Annotated in this window: 21 protein-coding genes; 7 read left to right on the forward strand and 14 right to left on the reverse strand. The window is 36.7% G+C overall.

Going from position 1 to position 22,637, the window contains the following annotated elements; all coding sequences use genetic code 11:
• Window positions 1-39 precede the first annotated feature (39 nt).
• Both ACPF63_RS22790 and ACPF63_RS22795 read left to right on the forward strand, forming a co-directional pair.
• The gene (locus tag ACPF63_RS22790; RefSeq protein ID WP_047381756.1) at window positions 40-846 is read left to right on the forward strand and encodes a M48 family metallopeptidase; all 807 of its coding nucleotides are present in this window, start codon (window positions 40-42) and stop codon (window positions 844-846) included.
• A gap of 87 nt (window positions 847-933) precedes the next feature.
• Window positions 934-1,245: a hypothetical protein gene (locus ACPF63_RS22795; protein ID WP_077419450.1), complete on the forward strand. Its 312-nt coding sequence runs from the start codon at window positions 934-936 to the stop codon at window positions 1,243-1,245.
• Between the two features lie 34 nt (window positions 1,246-1,279).
• Here the strand turns inward: ACPF63_RS22795 and ACPF63_RS22800 are convergent, their stop codons facing one another.
• The 11 genes from ACPF63_RS22800 to ACPF63_RS22850 all read right to left on the reverse strand — a co-directional run bounded on the left by ACPF63_RS22800 (window position 1,280) and on the right by ACPF63_RS22850 (window position 11,444).
• Window positions 1,280-1,891: an outer membrane beta-barrel protein gene (locus ACPF63_RS22800; protein ID WP_047377301.1), complete on the reverse strand. Its 612-nt coding sequence runs from the start codon at window positions 1,889-1,891 to the stop codon at window positions 1,280-1,282.
• Window positions 1,875-2,690, reverse strand: coding sequence for an ABC transporter ATP-binding protein (locus ACPF63_RS22805; protein WP_047381751.1), 816 nt, complete (start codon window positions 2,688-2,690; stop codon window positions 1,875-1,877). The genes ACPF63_RS22800 and ACPF63_RS22805 overlap by 17 nt, the downstream gene beginning before the upstream one ends.
• On the reverse strand, window positions 2,690-3,442 hold the full coding sequence (locus ACPF63_RS22810) for an MlaE family ABC transporter permease (RefSeq protein ID WP_077419451.1): 753 nt from the start codon (window positions 3,440-3,442) through the stop codon (window positions 2,690-2,692). The genes ACPF63_RS22805 and ACPF63_RS22810 overlap by 1 nt, the downstream gene beginning before the upstream one ends.
• Window positions 3,443-3,545: 103 nt before the next feature.
• Window positions 3,546-4,916, reverse strand: a complete 1,371-nt coding sequence (locus ACPF63_RS22815; RefSeq protein WP_426481426.1) for an exopolysaccharide biosynthesis polyprenyl glycosylphosphotransferase — start codon at window positions 4,914-4,916, stop codon at window positions 3,546-3,548.
• 43 nt (window positions 4,917-4,959) lie between these two features.
• Window positions 4,960-5,589: a 7-carboxy-7-deazaguanine synthase QueE gene (locus ACPF63_RS22820; protein WP_077419453.1), complete on the reverse strand. Its 630-nt coding sequence runs from the start codon at window positions 5,587-5,589 to the stop codon at window positions 4,960-4,962.
• Between the two features lie 7 nt (window positions 5,590-5,596).
• Window positions 5,597-6,481 (reverse strand): bifunctional 5,10-methylenetetrahydrofolate dehydrogenase/5,10-methenyltetrahydrofolate cyclohydrolase, encoded by an 885-nt coding sequence (locus ACPF63_RS22825; RefSeq protein ID WP_077419454.1) that lies wholly within the window; start codon window positions 6,479-6,481, stop codon window positions 5,597-5,599.
• A 47-nt stretch (window positions 6,482-6,528) separates the two neighbouring features.
• A complete protein-coding gene (gene pgi / locus ACPF63_RS22830; protein WP_426481427.1) occupies window positions 6,529-8,169 on the reverse strand; it encodes a glucose-6-phosphate isomerase in 1,641 nt (546 codons plus the stop codon).
• A gap of 202 nt (window positions 8,170-8,371) precedes the next feature.
• Entirely contained in the window at window positions 8,372-8,977 is a 606-nt protein-coding gene (locus ACPF63_RS22835) for a hypothetical protein (protein WP_426481428.1), read from the reverse strand.
• The gene (locus ACPF63_RS22840) at window positions 8,967-9,401 is read right to left on the reverse strand and encodes an RNA polymerase sigma factor (protein ID WP_426483239.1); all 435 of its coding nucleotides are present in this window, start codon (window positions 9,399-9,401) and stop codon (window positions 8,967-8,969) included. Before ACPF63_RS22840 ends, ACPF63_RS22835 begins: the two co-directional genes overlap by 11 nt.
• Window positions 9,402-9,500: 99 nt before the next feature.
• Window positions 9,501-10,376, reverse strand: coding sequence for a TraB/GumN family protein (locus tag ACPF63_RS22845; RefSeq protein ID WP_426481429.1), 876 nt, complete (start codon window positions 10,374-10,376; stop codon window positions 9,501-9,503).
• A 156-nt stretch (window positions 10,377-10,532) separates the two neighbouring features.
• Entirely contained in the window at window positions 10,533-11,444 is a 912-nt protein-coding gene (locus tag ACPF63_RS22850) for a DUF4349 domain-containing protein (protein WP_426481430.1), read from the reverse strand.
• A 209-nt stretch (window positions 11,445-11,653) separates the two neighbouring features.
• On the opposite strand from ACPF63_RS22850, the gene ACPF63_RS22855 reads away from it, so the two are divergent.
• Window positions 11,654-13,012 carry an acyl-CoA dehydrogenase family protein gene (locus ACPF63_RS22855; RefSeq protein WP_047381734.1) on the forward strand — a complete coding sequence of 453 codons (1,359 nt, stop codon included), beginning with the start codon at window positions 11,654-11,656 and terminating at the stop codon, window positions 13,010-13,012.
• A 108-nt stretch (window positions 13,013-13,120) separates the two neighbouring features.
• On the opposite strand, the gene ACPF63_RS22860 is transcribed toward ACPF63_RS22855, so the two are convergent.
• Entirely contained in the window at window positions 13,121-13,498 is a 378-nt protein-coding gene (locus tag ACPF63_RS22860; RefSeq protein WP_426481431.1) for a DoxX family protein, read from the reverse strand.
• A gap of 153 nt (window positions 13,499-13,651) precedes the next feature.
• Here ACPF63_RS22860 and ACPF63_RS22865 point away from each other — a divergent pair, with 153 nt between their 5' ends.
• The gene (locus ACPF63_RS22865; RefSeq protein ID WP_077419462.1) at window positions 13,652-13,900 is read left to right on the forward strand and encodes a bacteriocin-like protein; all 249 of its coding nucleotides are present in this window, start codon (window positions 13,652-13,654) and stop codon (window positions 13,898-13,900) included.
• Window positions 13,901-14,011: 111 nt separating this feature from the next.
• On the opposite strand, the gene ACPF63_RS22870 is transcribed toward ACPF63_RS22865, so the two are convergent.
• Together ACPF63_RS22870 and lon are read right to left on the reverse strand one after the other, a co-directional pair.
• Window positions 14,012-15,124: an AI-2E family transporter gene (locus ACPF63_RS22870; RefSeq protein ID WP_426481432.1), complete on the reverse strand. Its 1,113-nt coding sequence runs from the start codon at window positions 15,122-15,124 to the stop codon at window positions 14,012-14,014.
• A 207-nt stretch (window positions 15,125-15,331) separates the two neighbouring features.
• On the reverse strand, window positions 15,332-17,737 hold the full coding sequence (lon, locus tag ACPF63_RS22875; protein ID WP_426481433.1) for an endopeptidase La: 2,406 nt from the start codon (window positions 17,735-17,737) through the stop codon (window positions 15,332-15,334).
• A gap of 260 nt (window positions 17,738-17,997) precedes the next feature.
• Between lon and ACPF63_RS22880 the strand changes: the two genes are divergently transcribed.
• The 3 genes from ACPF63_RS22880 (at window position 17,998) to ACPF63_RS22890 (ending at window position 22,577) form a co-directional block, all read left to right on the forward strand.
• A complete protein-coding gene (locus tag ACPF63_RS22880) occupies window positions 17,998-20,151 on the forward strand; it encodes a peptidylprolyl isomerase (protein ID WP_077419465.1) in 2,154 nt (717 codons plus the stop codon).
• A gap of 129 nt (window positions 20,152-20,280) precedes the next feature.
• A complete protein-coding gene (locus ACPF63_RS22885; protein WP_077419466.1) occupies window positions 20,281-21,231 on the forward strand; it encodes an MlaD family protein in 951 nt (316 codons plus the stop codon).
• A gap of 8 nt (window positions 21,232-21,239) precedes the next feature.
• Complete coding sequence (locus ACPF63_RS22890; RefSeq protein ID WP_426481434.1) at window positions 21,240-22,577, forward strand: 4Fe-4S dicluster domain-containing protein; 1,338 nt, start codon at window positions 21,240-21,242, stop codon at window positions 22,575-22,577.
• Window positions 22,578-22,637 lie beyond the last annotated feature (60 nt).

A 22,637-nucleotide genomic window follows, 5' to 3' on the forward strand; every position in this document is an offset into this window, starting at 1 on the left:
AATAAAAATTGTTAAGGTTGAATTATTAACACTCAAACTATGAAAGTTACACATCTATTAGGAATGGGAGCTATTGCTCTGTCGGCTGTTGCCTGTACTACAAACCCGATTACTGGAAGATCGTCTTTACAGCTGGCCAACAACTCGGAAATTTTAACAATGTCTTCACAGGAATACAAGACGACATTGTCTAAAGGTAAGGTGATTACCGGTACGGCAGATGCAAAGAGAGTGGTAAATGTAGGAAACAGAATTAAAAGCGCTGCAGAAAGATATTATCAGAGCATAGGAAGATCAGCAGATCTTGCGAGCTACAGCTGGGAATTTAATCTTCTGCAAAGCAGCGAACTGAATGCCTGGTGTATGCCAGGTGGTAAAGTAGCTGTCTATACCGGAATATTACCGGTTACAAAAGATGATAACGGACTTGCAGTAGTATTGGGACATGAGGTTTCCCACGCACTGGCAGGCCACGGAAACGAAAGAATTTCTCAGGCAATGGTAGCCCAGTACGGAGGGGCTATTCTGGGAGGAACAATCTCAAATTCACAATGGGCCAGTGTTTTCCAGAAGGTATATCCTATCGGTTCACAGGTGGCATTATTGAAATACGGAAGAGGTCAGGAGTCAGAGGCTGATGAAATGGGGCTTTATCTGATGTCTATGGCAGGATATGATCCAAGAGCGGCAATCCCTTTCTGGAACAGAATGGAAGCGGCATCTACAGGAGCAAGACAACCAGAATTCTTATCTACCCACCCAAATCCGGAAACAAGAATTTCAGATATCAATAAGGATCTTCCAAAAGCTTTGGAATATTATAAGGCTGCGGGAGGAAAAATATAATTAGAATTTTAATCTTGAATAAGGCCTTATTAAATTTTTAGTAAATTTGGTAAGGCTTTTTTATTTAAACCACCTAAACACAATATTATGAAGAGTTTATCAATTACCGGACTTATACTTTTGGCTGTTTCTGCATTACTTTTCTATTTAACGACTGATTTTGCCGTAGAACAAATAAAAATTTCCCACATTATGGGAATAATGGCAGGAGTAGGAATAGGACTTATCATTGGAGGAATGGTAGGTTATCTAAGTAAAGGAAGTGCTATAAAAGCAGACCAGAAGAAAAAAGAATTCAAACAACTGCAGAAAGACAAAGAAGAGCTTGAAAAACAGGCTGCAGACATTGCAAAACGCCAGGCTGAGCTTGAAGACCAAAATAAAAACCCTCAAATTTAATTTGAGGGTTTTAAGTTGTTATTTGGATATCTGATTAGAATTTATATCCTAAACCTACCATAAACAGGTTAGGTCTGTTATCATATCTGATTTCCGAACCGGAAACTCTGTTGATAAAGTTTCTTTCATCTTTACTGAAAGCGCCTTCATATCTTGCATTTACAATGAGCTTCTTGATTTCTAGCTGTGCCCCAAACTGGTAGCCAACGGTAAAATCATTTTTAGCATTTTCTTTGAAATCGTTGTAAGTGTTGTCTTTATTTAAGTTAAAACTTCCAACAGGACCTACAAAAACACCTAGCATATTCCCCAAAAGGTTATATCCTAAAAGAACCGGAACGTCTATACGGTTGCTTTTAACATCAAAAGTAGTGTTCTCTGTAGTAAACTCATTTTTAAAATGAGTATAATAGATTTCCGGCATCACAAACAATGAAGTAGGAAGACCCACTTTTAATGAAAGTCCTACATTGAAACCTACATTGTTTTTACCTGTTCCGTCAATGGCATCATTCACTGTTCCTTTAATATTAGACCAGGAAGGAGATCCGGTAGGAAAGATTAAGTTAGCCTTACCTGCCAGTGAAATCTGTGCAGAAGCCCACATTGAAAATCCTATTAACGCTATACTAAGTACCTTTTTCATTATCGTCTATTTTTGTAGTTGTAGTTTCAATCGTTTTATTATTCTCAAGTAAATATTCTCTCAGCTCTTTAAACAGTTCTGAAGAATAAACGAAATCAATCAGATTTTTATTGCCTGCGGTAATCAGGATGTCTTTATTCCCTTCCCATTCTTTGATTCCAAGTCTTAGGTATACAATTTTCTCGCCAATCGTCATTACAGAGTTCATATCGTGAGTATTGATGATGGTGGTCGTATTATATTCTTTGGTGATCTCGTAAAGGAGATCATCAATTATCTTAGAAGTATAGGGATCCAGCCCGGAATTGGGTTCATCACAGAATAGATACTTCGGATTGTTGACAATAGCTCTGGCGATCGCTACCCTTTTCTGCATTCCTCCTGAGATCTCAGAAGGATACTTTCTTTCCGCTTTGTCAAGATGTACTCGTCCTATTACTTCGAAAACCCTTTTCTTTTTTTCTCTGTAGGTAAGATTGGTAAACATATCAAGAGGAAACATGATATTCTCTTCCACAGTTAAGGAATCAAATAATGCACTTCCCTGGAATACGGTTCCGATTTCTGAACGAAGATGCTGTTTTTCTTCCCTGTTCATGGTATTTACATTTCTGCCGTCGAATAAGATTTCTCCTGAAGAGGGCATATAAACATTCAATAAACTCTTTAAAAAAACGGTTTTTCCGGAGCCACTCTGCCCAATGATTAAGTTTACTTTTCCTTTATCAAATGAAGTTGAAATTCCCTTAAGTACTTCAACATCATCAAAACTTTTCTTAAGATCTTTTACCTCAATCATCAGCTTAATATTAATTGGGTTAAAATTAATTCGGAAATGATAATAAATACCATTGTCCATACTACAGCCTGTGTACTGGCTCTACCTACTTCCAGCGATCCTCCTTTTACATTGTATCCGAAATAAGACGGTACAGTAGCAATGATAAACGCAAAAACGATAGTCTTGCTAAATGCATAGTAAATAAATAAATTCGGCATATACATCTGAATCCCAACAATATAGTCGTTTTCCGTCCAGTTTCCTGTTAAAATCCCGGCTATATAGCCTCCTCCAATACCAAATACGATACTGATAGCAATAAGAAGGGGATTAAAAATCATACAGGCGATAATTTTAGGTAGTATCAGAAAATTGGGTGAGTTTACTCCCATAATATCCAATGCATCAATCTGCTCGGAAACCCTCATTGTTCCAATACTGGAAGCAATGTATGAGCCTACTTTTCCTGCCAGAATCAAACTGATAATGGTAGGTGCAAATTCCAGAACCAAAACTGCTTTTGTAGCATATCCTACAAATGAAGGTGGAATAGGAAAAGAAGAAGCATCAAAGTTGTTGAACATCTGAATAGCCACTACAGCTCCAACGAATATGGATGTGAAGATGACAAGTCCGAAAGAATTTACTCCCAAATCATTAATTTCTCTCATGAACAGCTTCCAGAAAACCTTCATTTTCTGAGGTTTCTGCAGGGATTTCCCCAAGAGGATCATGTATTCTCCTACTGCTGTGAAAAACTTTTTTAACATACTGCTAAATTAGACTTTTTTATTTAATTGGGCTAGAGTCGAGAATAAGACTAAAGCCTGGTTTTGTGTTAAAATTATTTCGATATTGAACTGGTCCTGTTCTTTATTTTGCATTTTTATCTCCCCCTATAACCAGAAAAACGGTTTTTAAAGTAATCACAAGATCGAGTACAAAACTCCAGTTTCTTACATAGAAAGTATCGGCCAGAACCCGTTTTTTCATCTCTACTTCCACATCTCCGAAGTCACCGCGTAATCCATTTACCTGTGCTAATCCTGTGATGCCGGGGCTTACCATACTTCTTAAGCTGTATCTTCCGATTTTTGGTTTATAATAATTATCAACGGAAAGCATATGAGGGCGCGGCCCTACTACAGACATTTCCCCCTTCAGTACATTGATAAATTGCGGAAGCTCATCAAGACTTGTTTTTCTTAAAAACTTACCCACTTTGGTAATCCTTGAATCGTTTACTGAGGTGGTTTTGGTTGTGGACTCATCATTTACAACCATTGTTCTGAATTTAAGACAATTGAATACCTCTTCATGAAAACCGTATCTCTTCTGAAGGAAAAATACCGGGCCTTTGGAAGTAGCCTTGATTAAAACGGCAATGATCGGGAATACCCACGAGCAGATAAAAACCAGTATAATAACAGAAAACAAAATATCAAACGTCCTTTTCATTAGAAAATTAGAATAATAATCTAAAGGATATCTTGCCTGATTAAGAACCGGCTGGGTTTGTATATATCCCAGATCATACAGGAAAAAATCACTTTGTGTGATACTTGGAATGAGTGAAATATGAATCTTATTATCTTCTGCCAATTTGAAAATCTCATTCTGAATCCATTCATCATAAGAGTTTTCCATTGATAAAAACAGAGTATGAATCCCGTTCTTTTTCCAGAAAGTAACCAGCTCATTACTATTGATATCAGAATTTTCATATTCAAATATTCTGTATCCGTAGTCTTTACGGTCTGTAAAAATATTTTTCAGGATCTCCGTGGAGTGGCTGTCTCCTAAGAACATCACATTCCTGTAATTGGCTCCAATGGATCGTAAGTATTTGATTGCAAAATAGATCAAAGACTTTACAAGGAAGATGAAAATAAAAAGATAAAGAGAGAGCCAGTATATATCCGAATTGAAAAATACATTGTTACTTACCTTTCCTATAAGCAGTACGCCAAGTATAAAAAAGAGGAAGTGGATTAAAAGGCGTTCAAGAAACAAGGTATAAGTAAGGTTTCTAGGAATGTTGTATATTTTTGTCCTACCGCTCAGAAGCACCCAGAACAAAAACAACAGAATCAGAGAAAAAATATTCTGATACCAGGTTTCTTTATTGTATTTTAAACTTTCGTTTCTGCTTATAAAAAAGAATATGAAGATAGATGCAATAACCATAAGGTCAAGCAACATAATGATCGATTTCAGGTATCTAGAGTATCGAATTCTCTGCATCTATCGGTATTATAGCGGATAAGCCCAGCTAATTTAAGCTTTTTTACGGGATATTCAGATATTTGTGAGTCTGAACTGAAGCCTGCCATTCCGGATGTTCCAGGATGAAATCTGTGATCTTAGGATACATATCATCTCTTTTGCTCCATTCACTCTGAAGATAAAGCTTGCAGTTTTCAGAAACTTTTGCTGCCTGTTCCTGTGCAAATGTAAAGTCATGCTGATTGAAAATGATAACTTTAAGCTCATGGGCCTTTTGATAGATTTCTTCTTTAGGAAGTCCTGTTTTCTTTGGCGAAAGGGTGATCCAGTCCAGCTGTCCGCTCAGAGGATAAGCTCCCGAAGTTTCGATATGCACTGTACATCCCAGCTCTTTCAATCTGGAAGTCAATATATCCAAGTTCCACATTAGAGGTTCACCACCCGTCAGAACAATTGTTTTACAATGTTTTGCAGCTGTTTCTGCAATTTCTACTGTATTCATCAGAGGATGGAGTTCCGGATCCCAACTTTCTTTTACATCACACCAGTGACATCCTACATCACAACCTCCCAGCCTGATAAAATAAGCGGCTTTTCCGGTGTGTGCTCCTTCTCCCTGTAAAGTGTAAAAATGCTCCATTACAGGGAGCATTTTACCTTCTTTTAATAAAATATCTTCTTCTTTATTCATTTTAAAATTAGTCGTTATAGACCGAAGTTTTGTAAGCAATGATGGTGTTTTTCATCAACATTGCTCTTGTCATTGGGCCTACTCCTCCAGGTACCGGAGTAATCCAGCTTGCTTTAGCTGCACAGCTGTCAAAATCTACGTCACCTGCAAGATAATATCCTTTTGGAGAGTCATTATCTACTCTTGTAATACCTACGTCAACAATTACAGCTCCTTCTTTGATCATATCTCCTTTTAAGAAATGAGGATCTCCCAAAGCAGTAATTACGATGTCTGCTTTTCTCGTATATTCTTCAATGTCTTTTGTATAGGAGTGTGTAAGGGTAACGGTAGAGTTTCCAGGGAAATCTTTTCTACCCATCAGGATACTCATTGGTCTTCCTACAATTTTACTTCTTCCGATAATTACACAGTCTTTCCCTTTAGTTTCAATATTATATCTTTCTAATAATGTTAAAATACCGAAAGGAGTTGCTGGTAAGAAAGTATCCATTTCAAGAGCCATTTTTCCAAAGTTTTCAGGGTGGAAACCATCCACGTCTTTTCTTGGATCAATTGCGTTGATAATTTTTTCCTGATCAATCTGATCTGGTAAAGGCAACTGAACGATAAATCCGTCAACTGCTTTAGATTTATTAAGCTCGTCAATTTTTTCCAATAGTTCAGATTCAGCAACTGTACTAGGAAATTTGATTAAGCTGGATTGAAATCCTACTTCCTCACAGTCTTTTACTTTAGAGTTTACATAGGCTTTGCTTGCTCCATTATTTCCTACAAGAATAGCTACCAAATGGGGTGCTCTTCTTTTGCTTGCGAGAATCTTTTCTACTTCAACCTTGATCTCTGCTTTAATTTCCTTGGATACTTTAAGTCCGTCAAGAATTTCTGCCATTTTTACTTTTTTACTTTATAGATTTACTTTTACTTTCTTTTTACTTACTATTTGTTTTCCTTATAGTAATTGATCAATCCGTTGGTTGAGCTGTCGTGAGTACTTATTGCTTCATTGTTCTCAAGCTCAGGAAGGATTTTGTTGGCTAATACTTTTCCTAACTCCACTCCAAACTGGTCAAAGCTGAAAATATTCCAGATTACTCCCTGAACGAAAATTTTGTGTTCATATAAAGCAATCAGCTGACCTAATGAAAAAGGAGTTAATTCTTTGAATAATATAGAGTTAGTAGGTGTATTTCCGTGGAAGACTTTGAAATTGATCAGTCTGTCTATTTCTTCATCAGATTTCCCTGAATTTCTAAGCTCTTCTTCAACCTCTTCTTCCAGTTTTCCGAAGGCAAGTGCTTCAGTCTGAGCGAAAAAGTTAGCTAATAATTTATCCTGATGATCCGAAACTTTGTTCGGACTCTTTGTATAAGCAATAAAGTCTGCAGGAATCAATTCTGTTCCCTGGTGGATCAATTGATAGAATGCGTGCTGACCATTTGTTCCAGGCTCTCCCCAGATGATAGGTCCTGTTTCATATTCTACAAATTCACCGTTTCTGTCCACACATTTTCCGTTACTTTCCATATCTCCCTGCTGAAGATAGGCTGCAAACCTGTCCAGATATTGGGAATAAGGCAAGATGGCATAAGTGGTTGCTGCATAGAAATTACGGTACCAGATTCCCAGAAGTCCCATTAATACGGGAACGTTTTCAGAGAAATCGGCAGTCTGGAAGTGCTGGTCAGTATCAAAAGCCCCTCTTAAAAGCTGCTCGAAGTTGTCATATCCTACAGAAAGAACGATGCTTAATCCAATAGCGCTCCAAAGAGAATATCTTCCGCCTACCCAGTCCCAGAACTCAAAAATATTTTCCTCTGCGATTCCGAACTTCTTAACTTCTTCAATATTAGTAGATAAAGCAACAAAATGCTTTGCTACGTCTTCCTGCTTTCCGGCCTTCAGAAACCAGTCCTTTGCTGAGTTTGCATTGGTCATTGTTTCCTGAGTCGTAAAGGTTTTGGAAGCAATGATAAATAAAGTGGTTTCAGGATTTAAGTTTTTCACCACTTCTGCGATATGATTTCCGTCCACATTGGAAACAAAATGAACGTTTAATCTTGTTTTGAAATGCTTTAAAGCCGAACAAACCATTACAGGACCCAAATCTGATCCTCCAATACCTATGTTTACGACATCCGTGATCTCTCTTCCACTGAAACCTTTATGTTCTCCTGAAATAATTTTCTCAGAAAAAGATTTCATATGATCAAGAACTCTTTTGATCTGTGGTTTGATATTTTCTCCATCCACAAGAATTTCACGGTCTGAAAAATCCCTTAATGCCGTATGCAGAACAGCTCTTCCTTCTGTTTCATTGATTTTATCACCGGAGAACATTCTGGAAATAGCATCTTTTAGCTGGCTTTCTTCGGCCAATTGTAACAAAAGATCCTTCGTTCTGGAATCAATTAAGTTTTTAGAATAATCAAAAAGATAGTTGTCCTTTTGCAGGGAAAACTCATTAAAACGGTTCGGATTATACTGGAAAAGAGTTCTAAGATCAAAGTCATTTCCACCGAAGTGTTCGTCAAGCTCTTTCCAGCTGTTAGTTTGTGTTGGATTTATTTTTGATAGCATATTACAGAATTTTTATCGTTCAGAAAATCATGTATCGGATGAAAATGGCCCATAATCCATAATGATTTATTTCTGATGTGCAAATTTACGGAAAAATAAAACCTCAGATAAATTTGAAGATGATAAATAATGATTTTTTAAAGAACAAAGCCTCAGATATTCTCTGAGACTTCATTTTTATGGTTTATAAAGAGTGGTTTACTTATTCTTCCATTTCATTCAGAATCTTTTCCAATTGTCTGGCACTGGGGCCATAAATATATTTTGTCCATAAGATAATGCTTACTACGACAGAAAAAACGCCTATCAATACTAATAAAATGAGTGATATTTGATATTTATGGGTAATATCAGCTAACGATTCACCCTTTTTCTCCAACATATTAAATGCAAGTAAACCTAAGGTTATCAGAAAATGGGGAAGTAATAAAAAACCAAAAGATTGATATCTCTCCATGTTTAACCTGAGCTCGTGATATATCTTCCACAGGCTGTTTCTTGTGTTTCCAGTATAAAGTTCGACTTGTTTGTAAAATTGATAAAATCCAAATAAATAATAACAGGAGACTACCACCAATAAAGTATAGGATATATAATAAATGGTATATTGTGAAGAAGGAAATTGAAATAGCAGCGGGAAAAAGCCAATAAGTATGATGGAAAGAACCTGCGCAGGAAATTCCTTTTTCATACTCTTTTGAATCTTTTCTATGGGGTGTTTGCTTTCTTTTAGTTGTTCTATAGTGTCAGGAATATCGACATTGCTGTCCTCTTTATTCCATTGTTCTTTTAATTGATCAAAATTCATAACCTGATTTTTTTATGATTTGTTGTATTTTTTCTTTTGTTCTGTTAAGTTTTACACGGGCATTGCCTTCGCTGAGTCCTAAATTGTTTCCAATTTCTTTGTGTGACATTCCTTCCATGAAATAAAATATGACTGCTTTTTCTAAAGAATTCAGTTCCTGAACAGCGCTGTAGAAAATTTCCAGCTGCCTGTCCTTTGAAGGGTTATAATCTTCCTGCTGAACTTCAAAATGAGCAGGAGCATCTGTATGATTACTGGATCTTTGTTTTTCCTTTTTTAAATAGGTAATAGCAGTATTGATGGCAACCCGATACATCCACGTAGAAAACTCGCTGTTCCCTTTGAAATTCTGATAGGATTTCCAAAGCTGGATAAGAATTTCCTGCTGCAGGTCTTCCCGGTCTTCTACAGAATCTGCGTAGATCCTTGAAGCTTTGTATAAAATGCCCTTGTGCTGGTTAATGAGCTTTAAAAAAGCAGTTTCAGTTGGAGTACTCACAATAGTTTCATGGTTTGGTTAGTATTATAAACTAGACACAGGTTTTACTGTATAGCCTTTTGACTGAAGAAGAGGAATAATACCGTTTTCCCCCATAAGATGAGAGCCGCCCACTGCAAAGAAAGAACTTTCCTTTTTCATCATTTCAGGCATTGTCTTTACCCAGTTTTGATTTCTGTTGGTCAGCATTGCTTTTTCCTGTTGAGCATTCATAAATCTTTCATCCTTAAAAAGACTGTAAAGCGACTGCACATTTTCACTTTTAAAAGCTTCGATCATCTGTCTGAATACTATTTCATATTCCTTACCCATTTTAAGCTGTGTGATGGTGCTTTTCAGATCATAAGCTTCATTGATGCTTTTCATTTGATCTTCTACTTTTTCCAGACCCTTAATATTCTTTTTATCTTTGATCGCCTTTTGAAGAAGTTCCATTTCGTAAAGTTTTACTTCGCTCTGAGGACATGGGATTGCTTTGGTGGAAAGCAGTGCATAAAGAGCCTGTGGACTTGAAGAATCTATGCTTTTCAGATCTGTCCCATAATTGGCGAGAATCGTATTGAGTTCCTTAGCTTCTTCAGGAGAAAGTTGCTCAGAGATTTTCTTATCTGTCTTAAACATTTTTTGTAATGCCATTATTTCAGCAGGATCTGTATAATTGATTTCCATAACAAAGGTGTCAGATTTTTCAAGAGCTTTTAATACCTTAGGTTTTATTTCAAAATCTTTACTGCATAAGATATGAAAAGTTCCGGTAATATAAGAGGGTTTAGAAAGGCCGTTTCCGGATACTTCCCAAAGCAGGCTGTTTTCATTATTTTTATTTGTGTTCTGTGCTTTTGTGGTTATCGTGCTTACAGATAATAAAGCTGCGAATCCAATTTTTACTAAATTTTTCATATTATTAATTTTTTGATTTTCTGTTCTTTTAAACAGTAGGTAAAGAAGGCATTACAATCGTTACAGTTTTTTTTCAAAAAAAATAAAAACCTCCCAAAAACAGGAGGTTGTAAAATCTAAAATTATGATGATAACCAATTGGTTAGTAGAGTTTGTTTATTGTTGAATCTTCGGTTGTTCAGGTTTTGAAATCTTTCTTTTTCTTAGAAAATAGATCAGCGCAGCTGCAATTAATAGAATAGGCCAGACGTTGATAAGAGCTACTATAATTCTCTGAATCAGATAAAAACCATAGACAAAACCATCTTTTGCATCATAGATGAAATTGTATTTATATTTATTATCAATGCTTGTAGTGTTCGTCACAGCAATTTCAGCAATACGTAACTGAGGTTCCTTGATGTAAATATCAATAGTGCTGTATTTCAGATCGTCTGTCATATTCATACTCGCCAGCTTTTGAAGATTTCCTTCAGACATATTCCCATCATCCAGAGTTACTTTATCTTTATTTGTTTTCAGCTTGCTGATATTGTCAGATGTTTTTTGATTTCTTTTTCCTTCCAGTTCCGAATATTTGATGTTGGCAGTCACATCCTCTGCATTAATGGATCTTGAATTAAGAAATAACTTGTTTGTATTGATTGCTGTCAATAGTTCACCAAGCTTTTCCGTAGGAATACGTACCTGCATTCTGTTTTCCGACTGATATTTTTTTACAAGCATTGCTTCTTCATTGGATGTATTATAGGTATTTTCAGAAACTACATTACTTTGAAGATTGCTATTGGTGACAAACCCTCCAAGCTCCTGAACCGATTTTTCAATAGCGATGGTTGCATTATATACATCTTTTACTTCCATACTGACATCTGCTGTCTTGATGAACTGTTTGTCCTTTACCTTCATATCAGCAACAGATGAGATGCTGTCTGCAACAATGGCAGAGGCAGAATCTGTTGTAGCGTAAGCATCAAGGTCTGCTGAAGAAACTTCGCCCTTTTTACATGAATAAATTCCTAATAAAAGAGCAGCGGATAGAGATAGTTTAATGTAAGTCGTTTTCATAGCGTTGATTTTTTGTTGTTTTCCTTGAGTCAAAGTTCAGTCAGGATCTTTTGTAACGCTTGAAAATCAAAAGTAAAAAGCTTGTAAACGGAATATTCTGTTTTAATTGATTGAAATTAAGTGTTTTGTAAAACAAGGTGCAGTTCCGGTGCTTGCTTTCGGAGCAATTTTTGCTTATCTTTTACAAACCAAAACTACAAACGATCACTATGTCAAATACCTTTTCCAAAATCAGAAACGCAATAGGACTATTCACATCCATAGATTTTGATCAGTTGAGTGCCATTTCTCAAAAAGTGGATCTACCCAAACTGATGCATAATTTCTCAAAACTGGATGATAAACAGCTTTCCGGACTTATGAAAATGCTTGATCCGGAAAAGAAAAAGAAAGAACTTCCACCCATTGATGGCGATTTTTATGATATCTACCATACCCTTACTCCTGAACAACGTGAAATTCAGCTTAAAGTAAGAGCATTCATGGAAAAAGAAGTAAAACCTCTGGTTAATCATTACTGGCTCAGAGATGAATTCCCATTTGAACTGATCCCGAAATTTCAGAAACTGGATATCTGCGGAGTTACCTATGAAGGTTATGGCTGTCCGGGAATGCCTTTCCTGATGGAAGGAGTTATTGCAATGGAAATGGCAAGAGTGGACGCTTCCATTGCTACATTTTTTGGAGTGCAATCCGGGCTGGCAATGGGTTCTATCTATATCTGCGGATCTGAAGAGCAGAAGCAGAAATGGCTTCCACAGATGCAGAAATTTGAAAAAATAGGAGCTTTCGGGCTTACCGAGCCGGAAGTAGGTTCCGGTGCTGCTGGCGGACTTACGGTAACCTGTAAAAAAACACCAGAAGGCTGGGTTCTGAATGGTCAGAAAAAATGGATTGGTAATGCCACTTTTGCCGATATAATAATTATTTGGGCAAGAGATCTGGATAGTGGAGAAGTGAAAGGGTTTATTGTAGAAAAAGATAATCCGGGATATTCTGTAGAAAAGATCAAAGGGAAAATGGCTTTAAGGATTGTCCAGAATGGATTGATTACTTTAAAAGACTGTCTTGTAACCGAAGAAAACCGTCTGCAGAATGCCAATTCTTTTAAAGATACAGGAAAAGTACTGAGAATGACCAGAGCAGGAGTGGCATGGATGGCCACAGGCTGCGCACGCGGAGCTTATGAAAGTGCCTTAGATTATACCCGAAAAAGAGAACAGTTTGGAAGACCTATTGCTTCGTTCCAGATGATTCAGGGGCATTTGGTAGAAATGCTGTCCAATCTTACGGCGATGCAGACTATGGTGTTCCGGTTGTCCGAAATGCAGGATGAAGGAATTTTAAAAGATGAGCATGCTTCTTTAGCTAAAGTTTTCTGTACTCTAAGAACAAGAGATATTGTTTCCAGAGCAAGAGAGGTGATGGGAGGCAATGGAATTCTGCTGGAGTACGATGTAGCCAGATTTGTTGCTGATGCAGAAGCTATTTATTCTTATGAAGGAACAAAAGAAATCAATTCATTGATTGTAGGGCGCTCCATTACAGGCTTTAGTGCTTTTGTATAGGAGGCAGGTAAGATGATAGGTTGTAGTTTTTAGTATGTTTTTAAAATTGATTAAAAACAATAAATTTTATTTGAACACTATAAGAACTGCAACCTATTATCTGTAACCTTATGAAACTAAATGTTTATATTTTTCCTTGTTGTCAAGAATCATCCAAAGATTGATCAGGAACATTACTCCGGCAATGCCCATTCCCATTGGAGATTTATCCATAGTGAAAACATGAGTGACAATTCCTACCATCACGGGTAAAATAACAATAGCTCCCAGTGCTCTTGTCTTTGGAAAAATAAATAATAATCCGCCAATGATTTCTACGATGCCCACTAATGGCATCAGCCAGCTGATTTCTCCAAAAGCAGCGAAAAGTTTCATTTGCTCAGGAGTGGGTTTCTCCATAGGCATATAATTAAAAAACTTGTTTAATCCGGCATTAATAAACATAAGACCGAAAAGTAAGCATAAAATGAATTTTATAATTTTCATGATTGATGATTTGATATCAAATGTAAAATAAAAATAGGATATTTTATGATTAATTTAACAAAAAATATTAAATCAATTGTTAATGTACGTTAATTGGTGTTTTTGTATAATTTTATTTTATATCTTTGAAGAACAAACAAAAACTAATAGATCATGCTAAAAAATCTTAAAAAATTAAACCGCACGGATTTAAGAGAAATCCAAGGGGGTGGAGGAGTTGGAAAATGTGATATAGGACCAATTGGTTGTCCATGTAAAATTCCACCAGGAGATCCTTGTTTAGGTGGCCCTGGAGGAACGCCGCCACCTCCGGATTATGGATACTGCCCGGACGTCCAGTCTTATATTCTATGTACAGACACTTGCCCAAATGGAACGAGCCCTTTGTGTCCTCTTTCATAAAAAATAAAAAAAAGACTGTCTTGAAAAAGGCAGTCTTTTTATTTAAAGTTCAAAGTTTAAGCTTTCAAAGTAATTATTTATTACTCATTGCATATTGCTCATTATTCACGATCAGTCCATTTCTTTCAGTGTAATATTCTTGGATATCTTGTAGCTTTTCTTCTTCTTGTGAGGTCTTGGTTCTTCTCCCAGTAACCTTCCCCAAGGTTTAAGATCGTCTACTCTTTCACAAATAATCTTAATAATAGCAATCGCCGGTATACACAGGAACATTCCTGCAATTCCCCAAAGATGCTCTCCTAAAAGAATACCGATAAAAGAAAATAAAGCATTAATTTTTACCTTGGAACCCACGACAAATGGCAGCACAATATTTCCGTCTACAGCATGAATGGCAATATATCCCAAAGCAACATAAATACATGTTGAAGGAGTGGAAGTTGCAAAAGCTATAAAACAGGAAATTAAAAGTGAAATAAAAATTCCAAGATAGGGAATAACATTTAATAACCCGGTAAGAACTCCTAAAAGAATAGCGTATTTCACTCCTAGAATTGTAAGAAGAATGGAAGTAAGAATGGATACGATAATCACCTGAAGAAAAAGCCCGAAGATATATTTCTTGGTCATGATACGGATCTCATTCACTGCTTCCTGTACGCTTGATTTATGTCTTTCGTTGAAGACGGTAACGATAAAATTATTTAAAAGCCTTCTGTAATTTAAAATAAAGATAAAAAACAGGGTGAAAAATATAATAAAACCGAATCCCGTAGAGAAAATCCCAAAAGTAAATCCTAAAATAGCGCCTGAAGAAGACAGCAGTTTATTCAATCCCTGGTTAATATAGTCTACCTGTTCATCAACTTTTACATTGAATGTTTTGGAAACCCAATGCTGAAGGCCGTTAAAAACAGTTGTAAACTGTTCACTGAGATGAGGAAGATCCTTGCTGAAGTCTGATAGCTGATTGGTAAAAAAGTAAATGATCCCGCCTAAAATAATCAACATAATGAACACGGAGGTCATTGTGGACATTGATCTTGGAAATCTTAGCTTTCTTTCCATAAAAGTCGCTGCCGGTAAAAACAGCATAGCCATCAGGAATGCAAGGAAAAACGGAGCTAAAATAGTCTGTCCTAATGCCAGAAGATAGCCAAGACCGATGATAGAAATTACCACAAGTGTAAGCTTGACAAGGAAAGGAAGTCTAAGAAAATTCATAATCTAAAAATCTGCAGTGTGGAATAAAAATAAGAAAACCCTTCTGAATTTAAAAATTTTTATTCAATCATTCAGAATTTTCTTCTATTACATCAAATTTTATTCCATGCAGCCAAGAAAAGAATGCATTTGTTTATAAAAACAGAAACACGCTCTGAATATCAGAACGTGTTTCATTATTGAGAAGTTAATATGTTATAAATTGTTTTATTCTTCAATGGCGATATCAATGACTTCTTCCATTCTGTTGACGTAATGTACCTTCAGATTTTTTAAATAATCTTTTTTGATCTCTTCTACATCTTTTCTGTTGGCTTCACAAAGGATAACATCTTTAATTCCGGCTCTTGTAGCGGCAAGAAGTTTTTCTTTGATTCCTCCTACAGGAAGTACTTTTCCTCTTAGAGTAATTTCTCCGGTCATCGCAAGGTGAGGTCTTATCTTTTTGTTTTTGAAAGATGAAACCATTGATGTAAGCATTGCAATACCTGCAGATGGTCCATCTTTAGGAGTTGCCCCTTCAGGAACGTGTACGTGAATGTTTTTCTTGTCCAGTTCCTCCTGAGGAATTCCCAGTTCGTCGTGTTTCGCTTTAATATATTCAAGGGCAATAGTAGCAGATTCTTTCATTACCGTCCCAAGGTTTCCGGTCATCGTTAATGCCCCTTTACCATTGCTTAAAATACTTTCAATATAAAGAATATCTCCTCCTACGCTTGTCCAGGCAAGACCTGTTACAACTCCGGGTACTCCGGTAATTTCGGATAAACTTTTTGGTCTTGGAACTCCAAGAATTTCATCTACTTTATCAACAGAAATTTTTGGATCATATTCTTTTGCCAAAGCAGTCTGAAGCGCTACCCATCTTCCAACGGCAGCAATTCTCTTCTCCAGAGTTCTTACACCGCTTTCCGAAGTGTGGGCTTCTATAATATGCTTAAGTTCTGGATTTCCAAGTTTGAATGATTTTGCATCCAGACCATTTTCCTCCTGCTGTTTCTTGATTAAGTGTCTTTTCGCAATTTCAATCTTTTCCTCCAAAGTATAACCGGCAATCTGAATGATCTCCGTTCTGTCTAAAAGAGGAGTCTGTATCGTTGAAAGAGAATTGGCTGTAGCAATAAACATCACTTTTGACAGGTCATAACCCATCTCAAGAAAATTATCATAGAAAGATTTATTTTGTTCAGGATCAAGAACTTCTAGCAATGCTGAGCTTGGATCCCCGTGAAGACCCTGCGCGATTTTATCAATCTCATCAAGTACGATTACCGGGTTTGAAGTACCGGATTTTTTGATCGACTGTAAAATTCTTCCTGCCATAGCACCGATATACGTTTTTCTATGTCCGCGGATTTCACTCTCGTCATGAAGGCCGCCTAAAGATAATCTTACGTATTTTCTTCCTAAAGCATCTGCAATAGACTTCCCTAAAGAGGTTTTACCAACTCCCGGAGGTCCTACCAGTAATAAAATAGGAGACTTCATGTTGTTTTTTAATTTTAAAACAGCCATGTGTTCAAGAATTCTTTTCTTGATGTCTTCCAGCCCAAAGTGAGCTTTGTCAAGCACTTTCTCCGCTTTTGCAATATCAAAAATATCTTTTGTATACGTTTCCCAAGGCAGGTCTGTAAAGAAATCCAGATAATTTCTCTGTACATTATAGTCCGGAGAATTAGGATTCTGGCGTTGCAGTCTGCCGATTTCCTTCTGGAAATGCTCCTCTACTTCCTTGCTCCATTTTTTTGATTTAGCCTTGGCAAGAAGATCTTCAACATCGCTTTCGGGTCCTCCGCCCAATTCTTCCTGAATGGTTCTGATCTGCTGATTCAGGAAATATTCTCTCTGCTGCTTGTCAAGATCCTTTGATGTTTTCTGATGAATCTGGTTTCTCAATTCCAGCTTTCTGAAATCTTCATGCATCATTTCGTAGCATTGATTAGCTCTTATCATCAGGTTTTTCTCTTCGAGAAGCTTTTGTTTTGCTATTGAAGAAAAATTGGCATTGGTGCAGATGAAATTAAGAAGATCATCATTGTTGTTGATGTTTTTGATCGCAAAGTTGGCTGCATTAGGAATGTTCGGGTCCAGTTCAATGATCTTTAAAGCAAGATCCTTGATATTCTCGAGCAATGCTTCGTATTCCTCCTGGTTTTTAGGACGTGTATCTTTTAATTTTGATATTTCTGCCCTGAAATAAGGCTGGTTTTCAACGATCTTTTTAATCTTGAATCTATGGAAACCTTTTGTGATTGCTGTAATATTTCCTTCCGGAAGCTTAATGATCTTAATGATCTTTGCCAATGTACCGGTAGCATAAATATCTTTTTCGGCAGGTTGTTCCATATCCGAATTTTTCTGGCTTACAATTCCAATGAAATCTCCGTTCTTCTGTGCTTCCTCAAGAAGCTGTATTGAGGTTTTTCTCCCGGCAGTAATAGGAATTACCACATTGGGAAACATAACCATATTTCTTACGGGAAGTATCGGGAATATTTTTTGTTCGGAATTTTTATCAGTCTCAGCGAAGTCGGAAAGATTGATTTCTTCAGCTACGATATCAAATCCGTCACTGATCATTTCTTCTAAACTAATATCTTCAAATTCTGTCATAGTCAATCGAATGACAAATTGTCATTTTCGTTTTTTATCGTTAAAGGAATTTTTTATAATATGCTCTGAAAACGTGTGGCATATTATAATGTTCTAAAAATGCACAATACTTATGCCATTTGTTTTTTACTTAAAAATACGGTCAAAATTTCCTTTTTTAGATAATCTTTGCATTAAAAATCAAAATAAAGCAGTTCTGCTTCTGTAATTTCTTAAAAATGTGTATTTTCGCAAACTGATAAAAAACTATAATTTATAAAATGGCAATTTTAGGACAGATTAGGAGTAAGCCTTGGCTTTTAATGGGAGTAATAGCCTTAGCGCTTTTGGCGTTCTTGGTGAACCCCGATAGTATCGACAAGGTTTTTGGTAAGAATCCTGACGTTTTAGGAAAAGTAAATGGTGAGAAAATCACCCGCGAAGAGTTCAATGATCAGCTTTTCGTGTTGCAGCAGCAGGCTGATCAACAAGGTCGTCCGAAAAGCGGTCTTGAAGAGCAGGCTTGGCAGTTACTTGTACAATCTAAACTTATCAAACAACAGTTTGAGAAACTAGGCTTTGAAATGACTGATGATTATTTCTGGAACCAAATCCAGTACGATCAGATGTTTGCCCAGAATCAACAGTTCTTTGATGAGAAAGGTAATTTTAAAACTCAAGAGCTTAAAAAAGAAATTGAAACATTAAAAAACACCAATCCTGAAGGATACAATCAATGGTTGAAAACTAAAAAGACGATTGAGTACAGACTGATGGCAAGACAGGTGTTTACCAATATTTCAGCAGGTATCACTACCGGTAAGAAAGAAGCAGAAGAATTGATGAAGCAGAGAGATCAGCTTGCAGATATAGACTTTGTGAAAGTGGATTATGCTGCTTATCTTCAGAAAACAAAGATCAATGTTACAACACAAGATCTGGCAGACTACATCAAGCAGCACCCTGTAATGTTCAAAGCTGAACCAAGCAGAAATATCGGGGTTGTATATTTCCCATCAAAACCTAGTGCAGCAGATGATGCAGCAACTTTGAAAGAAATTACAAAATTATATTCAGGAGGTACAGATGCAAGCGGAGGTACTGAAAACTTCCAGAATACGAAGAACGATTCTATGTTTGTAGCAGCAAACTCTGATGCGCCATTCAATCCTCAATATATGAATCCTGCACAATTACCTCCAACGATCAAAGATCAGATCACTGCAGCAGCAATAGGTCAGACTTTTGGTCCTTACAAAGAGCAGGATGTTTATGTAGTTTCTAAACTTGTAGGTAAAAGAGCTTCAGATTCTACGTTATCTAGACATATCCTTATTGCATTCAAAGGAAGTCCTGCAGGTGAAGGAGTAACAAGATCCAAAGAGCAGGCTAAAAAATTAGCAGACTCTATTGGAGCTATTGTAAAAGCAGCTCCTGCTAAATTTACAGAATTTCTTAAGCTTTCCAGCGATCCGAATTCTGCAGCTCAGGGAGGTAGCTTAGGATGGACAACTCCTGAAACCCCTTTCGTACCTGAATTTCTTGCTTACCTTGCAAGCAATCCTAAAGGAGCTACAGGGGTAGTAGAAACACAGTTCGGTTACCATATCATCAATATTGAAGATAAAAAATCAGGATCAATGGGGTATAAAGTTGCAAACCTTGTGAAAGCAATTAAACCTTCAGATGCTACTGAGGCTGAATCAGACAAAAAATCAAGAAAATTCATTCAGCAGGTTCAAGGAAAATCTTTCAACGATTTCGTGAATATTGCTAAAAAAGGAAATTACCAGTTCTCTAATCCAAAAGCAGCAAAAAGATTTGAGGGTCAGATTCAGGGCTTAGGAACTGAAAAAGACGCAGAAATCCTTACTTGGGCTTTCGATAAGAAAAGAACAAAAGGAGATACTGAACTATTTACTGTAGATGGAACAGGTGATAAAATTGTAGTTTATCTAAACGGAAAACAAGATGCAGGTCTTGCTGATCCGGAATCTGTAAGAGATCAGATCGAGGTTATAGTTAAAAATAAATTGGCTGCAAAACAAATTTCTGATAAGATTACAGCAGCAAAAGCTTCTAGCTTAGATCAGATTGCTAAATTATTCGCAGCTCCAAAACAGTCTGCTCAGGTAAATCTATTGAACCCTTCAGTAGCTGGTGCTATGGAACCTAAAGTTGCCGGTGCAGCATTCGGTGTTGCAAAAGGTAAACTTTCTAACCCGGTTGAAGGAGGAACAGGAGTTTATGTTTTGATCAAAAAATCAGAAACAATCAACAAACAACCTGGTGATCTTAAGCAGTTCACAGAGTCTCTTACTCAGAGAAGTTCTGGAATGTTCGGACAGGCTTGGATGAAGAGTCTTCAGGACAATGCAGATATTGAAGATTTTAGAATTGAAATCTGGGGTAAACTTGGAAATCAACAACAATAAGAAATTCATTTCAATGATATAAAAAGCGACAAATTTTTTTGTCGCTTTTTTTTGTATTTAACGCAGAACAATATTGGAAAAGATTTATTTAAAATGTGTTATATTTGCTTATTAGAAAAAAATTAGCAAGTGAAGTTCAGTAAAGAATTAAAAGCTGGTGTGATCACACTTCTGGCTATTGTAGGCTTTGTGGTGTTGTTTCAGTTTATGAAAGGGAAAAGCCTTTTTACTACCGACAATATATTTTACGCAAAATATGATAATGTAGAAGGTCTGGCGCAGTCTTCGGCAGTTTCTATCAACGGATTGAAAGTAGGGCAGGTGGACAAAATTATTCCTCTGACCTCAAAAGACGGTAAAATTAATTTTGTTGTAAAAATTACAGTAGATAACAAATTTGAATTTTCAAAAAATTCATCATTAGAAATCTTTGAACCAGGATTGATGTCCGGCAAAGAAATGAGAGTAAACCTTATGTATGGTGGCCCGACTGCAAAAGACGGAGATACCCTGAAGGGTGCTTTCAAATTGGGAACATTGGGAAGTCTTTCTTCTCAGGTAGGCCCGGTAAAAGATCAGCTGCAGGTCGTTCTACATAGAGTAGACTCTTTAATGGCTAATGCCAATCTGCTTGTTGATGCACAAAACAGAGCTGAAATAAAAGCTTTATTATCCAACCTTAACAAAACCGTAGGTGCATTGCAGACTACAGCAGGAAGTGTAAACAGCCTGGTAGGACATAATGATCCTAAACTGCAGAAAGTATTGGACGATGCGAGCCTTACAATGCAGAGTGGAAAAGTGACGCTGGATAAATATGGAAATCTGGCTCAGAGCATTGATACCAAACAATTGAATGCAACGATCGCCAATTTGGATGCTACTGTAGGGAAATTGAATCAGGTGATTGGTGGAATAGACAAAGGAGAGGGAAGTTTAGGTAAACTGATGAAGGATGATCAGCTTTACAACAATCTGAACTCAGCTTCTTCCAACCTGAATACATTAATCGAAGATATGAAAGCGAACCCGAAGAGATATATCAACTTCTCGGTTTTCGGTAAAAATAATAAAGACTAATACACCTTATGCAGTACATCGATAACATTATTTTTCTGATTTTATTAGTGGCCGGATTTGGGTTGTTTACCAAAAGCCTTCTGAAGATCTATAGAAATATCAGGCTGGGTCATGAAATCAATAGAAACGACAGAAAAGGAGAACGTTGGGAAACTATGGCTCGTGTAGCAATGGGACAGAGTAAAATGACAGCACGTCCTGTTGCAGGAGTGTTACACCTTTTTGTATATGTTGGTTTTGTGATTATTAATATCGAATTAATAGAAATCGTTGTTGATGGAATATTTGGGACACATCGTTTCTTATCAAGCATTTTCGGACATACATTTTATAATTTCTTCACCGCAACACTAGAAGTTTTAGCACTTTTGGTAGTGATTGGGGTTGTCATTTTCTTTATTCGTAGAAATTTTTACGGAGTGAAAAGATTGACAATGAAAGAACTTTTCGGATGGCCGAAAAATGATGCGAACTGGATTTTGATCATTGAATTCGCTCTGATGATGGCTTTCTTTATGATGAATGCTTCAGATTTTATTTTACAGGCGAGAGGTATTTTTCCTGAACACGGAAGCTTCCCGATTAGTGAAATGACATTTGTTCCATTTTTGGAAATCTTCAATTTTGATAGCGGATTTTTGATGTTCACAGAAAAAGGAGCCTGGTGGTTCCACTTTGTGGGAATTCTGTTCTTTATGAACTATCTTTATTACTCAAAACACCTGCATATTATCCTTGCATTTCCAAGTACATGGTATGCCAATCTTGATAAAAAAGGAAAATTCAATAATCTTGAGTCTGTAACAAAAGAGATCAAATTAATGATGGATCCTAACGCAGATCCTTATGCGACACCAGCTGAAGGAGCTGAAGCTGATGTACCTTCTAAATTCGGTGCTGAAGATATCTTTGATCTGAACCAGGTACAGTTGCTCAATGCCTATTCATGTACAGAATGCGGACGTTGTACTTCCGTTTGTCCGGCTAATATTACAGGTAAAAAGCTTTCTCCGAGACTGATCCTTATGAAGACAAGAGACAGACTGGAAGAGGTAGGAAGAAATATTGATGCCAACGGAAAATTTGTTGATGACGGTAAAAAACTACTGAACGATTATATCACAAAAGAAGAACTTTGGGCTTGTACAACATGTAATGCATGTACAGATGCTTGTCCGGTATTGCTTGATCCACTTTCCATTATTTTTGAAATGAGAAGATTCCTGGTTATGGAACAGTCTGCTGCTCCTCAGGAACTGAATCTGATGATGACCAATGTGGAAAACAACGCAGCTCCTTGGCAGTACAATCAGGCTGACCGTCTGAACTGGGCATCAGAAAACTAGATAATTAATCAATTTGAAAATTTGAAATTGATACCATTCTACATCATTTCAAATTTCCAA

This window comes from Chryseobacterium sp. R2ACT005 (assembly GCF_049949215.1).
In the GTDB taxonomy this organism is placed as follows: domain Bacteria; phylum Bacteroidota; class Bacteroidia; order Flavobacteriales; family Weeksellaceae; genus Chryseobacterium.

Coding starts and splice junctions, on each gene's coding strand:
- ACPF63_RS22790 (WP_047381756.1), top strand. CDS start 40: ATGAAAGTTACACATCTATTAGGAATGGGAGCTATTGCTCTGTCGGCT.
- ACPF63_RS22795 (WP_077419450.1), top strand. CDS start 934: ATGAAGAGTTTATCAATTACCGGACTTATACTTTTGGCTGTTTCTGCA.
- ACPF63_RS22800 (WP_047377301.1), bottom strand. CDS start 1,891: ATGAAAAAGGTACTTAGTATAGCGTTAATAGGATTTTCAATGTGGGCT.
- ACPF63_RS22805 (WP_047381751.1), bottom strand. CDS start 2,690: ATGATTGAGGTAAAAGATCTTAAGAAAAGTTTTGATGATGTTGAAGTA.
- ACPF63_RS22810 (WP_077419451.1), bottom strand. CDS start 3,442: ATGTTAAAAAAGTTTTTCACAGCAGTAGGAGAATACATGATCCTCTTG.
- ACPF63_RS22815 (WP_426481426.1), bottom strand. CDS start 4,916: ATGCAGAGAATTCGATACTCTAGATACCTGAAATCGATCATTATGTTG.
- ACPF63_RS22820 (WP_077419453.1), bottom strand. CDS start 5,589: ATGAATAAAGAAGAAGATATTTTATTAAAAGAAGGTAAAATGCTCCCT.
- ACPF63_RS22825 (WP_077419454.1), bottom strand. CDS start 6,481: ATGGCAGAAATTCTTGACGGACTTAAAGTATCCAAGGAAATTAAAGCA.
- pgi (WP_426481427.1), bottom strand. CDS start 8,169: ATGCTATCAAAAATAAATCCAACACAAACTAACAGCTGGAAAGAGCTT.
- ACPF63_RS22835 (WP_426481428.1), bottom strand. CDS start 8,977: ATGAATTTTGATCAATTAAAAGAACAATGGAATAAAGAGGACAGCAAT.
- ACPF63_RS22845 (WP_426481429.1), bottom strand. CDS start 10,376: ATGAAAAATTTAGTAAAAATTGGATTCGCAGCTTTATTATCTGTAAGC.
- ACPF63_RS22850 (WP_426481430.1), bottom strand. CDS start 11,444: ATGAAAACGACTTACATTAAACTATCTCTATCCGCTGCTCTTTTATTA.
- ACPF63_RS22855 (WP_047381734.1), top strand. CDS start 11,654: ATGTCAAATACCTTTTCCAAAATCAGAAACGCAATAGGACTATTCACA.
- ACPF63_RS22860 (WP_426481431.1), bottom strand. CDS start 13,498: ATGAAAATTATAAAATTCATTTTATGCTTACTTTTCGGTCTTATGTTT.
- ACPF63_RS22865 (WP_077419462.1), top strand. CDS start 13,652: ATGCTAAAAAATCTTAAAAAATTAAACCGCACGGATTTAAGAGAAATC.
- ACPF63_RS22870 (WP_426481432.1), bottom strand. CDS start 15,124: ATGAATTTTCTTAGACTTCCTTTCCTTGTCAAGCTTACACTTGTGGTA.
- lon (WP_426481433.1), bottom strand. CDS start 17,737: ATGACAGAATTTGAAGATATTAGTTTAGAAGAAATGATCAGTGACGGA.
- ACPF63_RS22880 (WP_077419465.1), top strand. CDS start 17,998: ATGGCAATTTTAGGACAGATTAGGAGTAAGCCTTGGCTTTTAATGGGA.
- ACPF63_RS22890 (WP_426481434.1), top strand. CDS start 21,240: ATGCAGTACATCGATAACATTATTTTTCTGATTTTATTAGTGGCCGGA.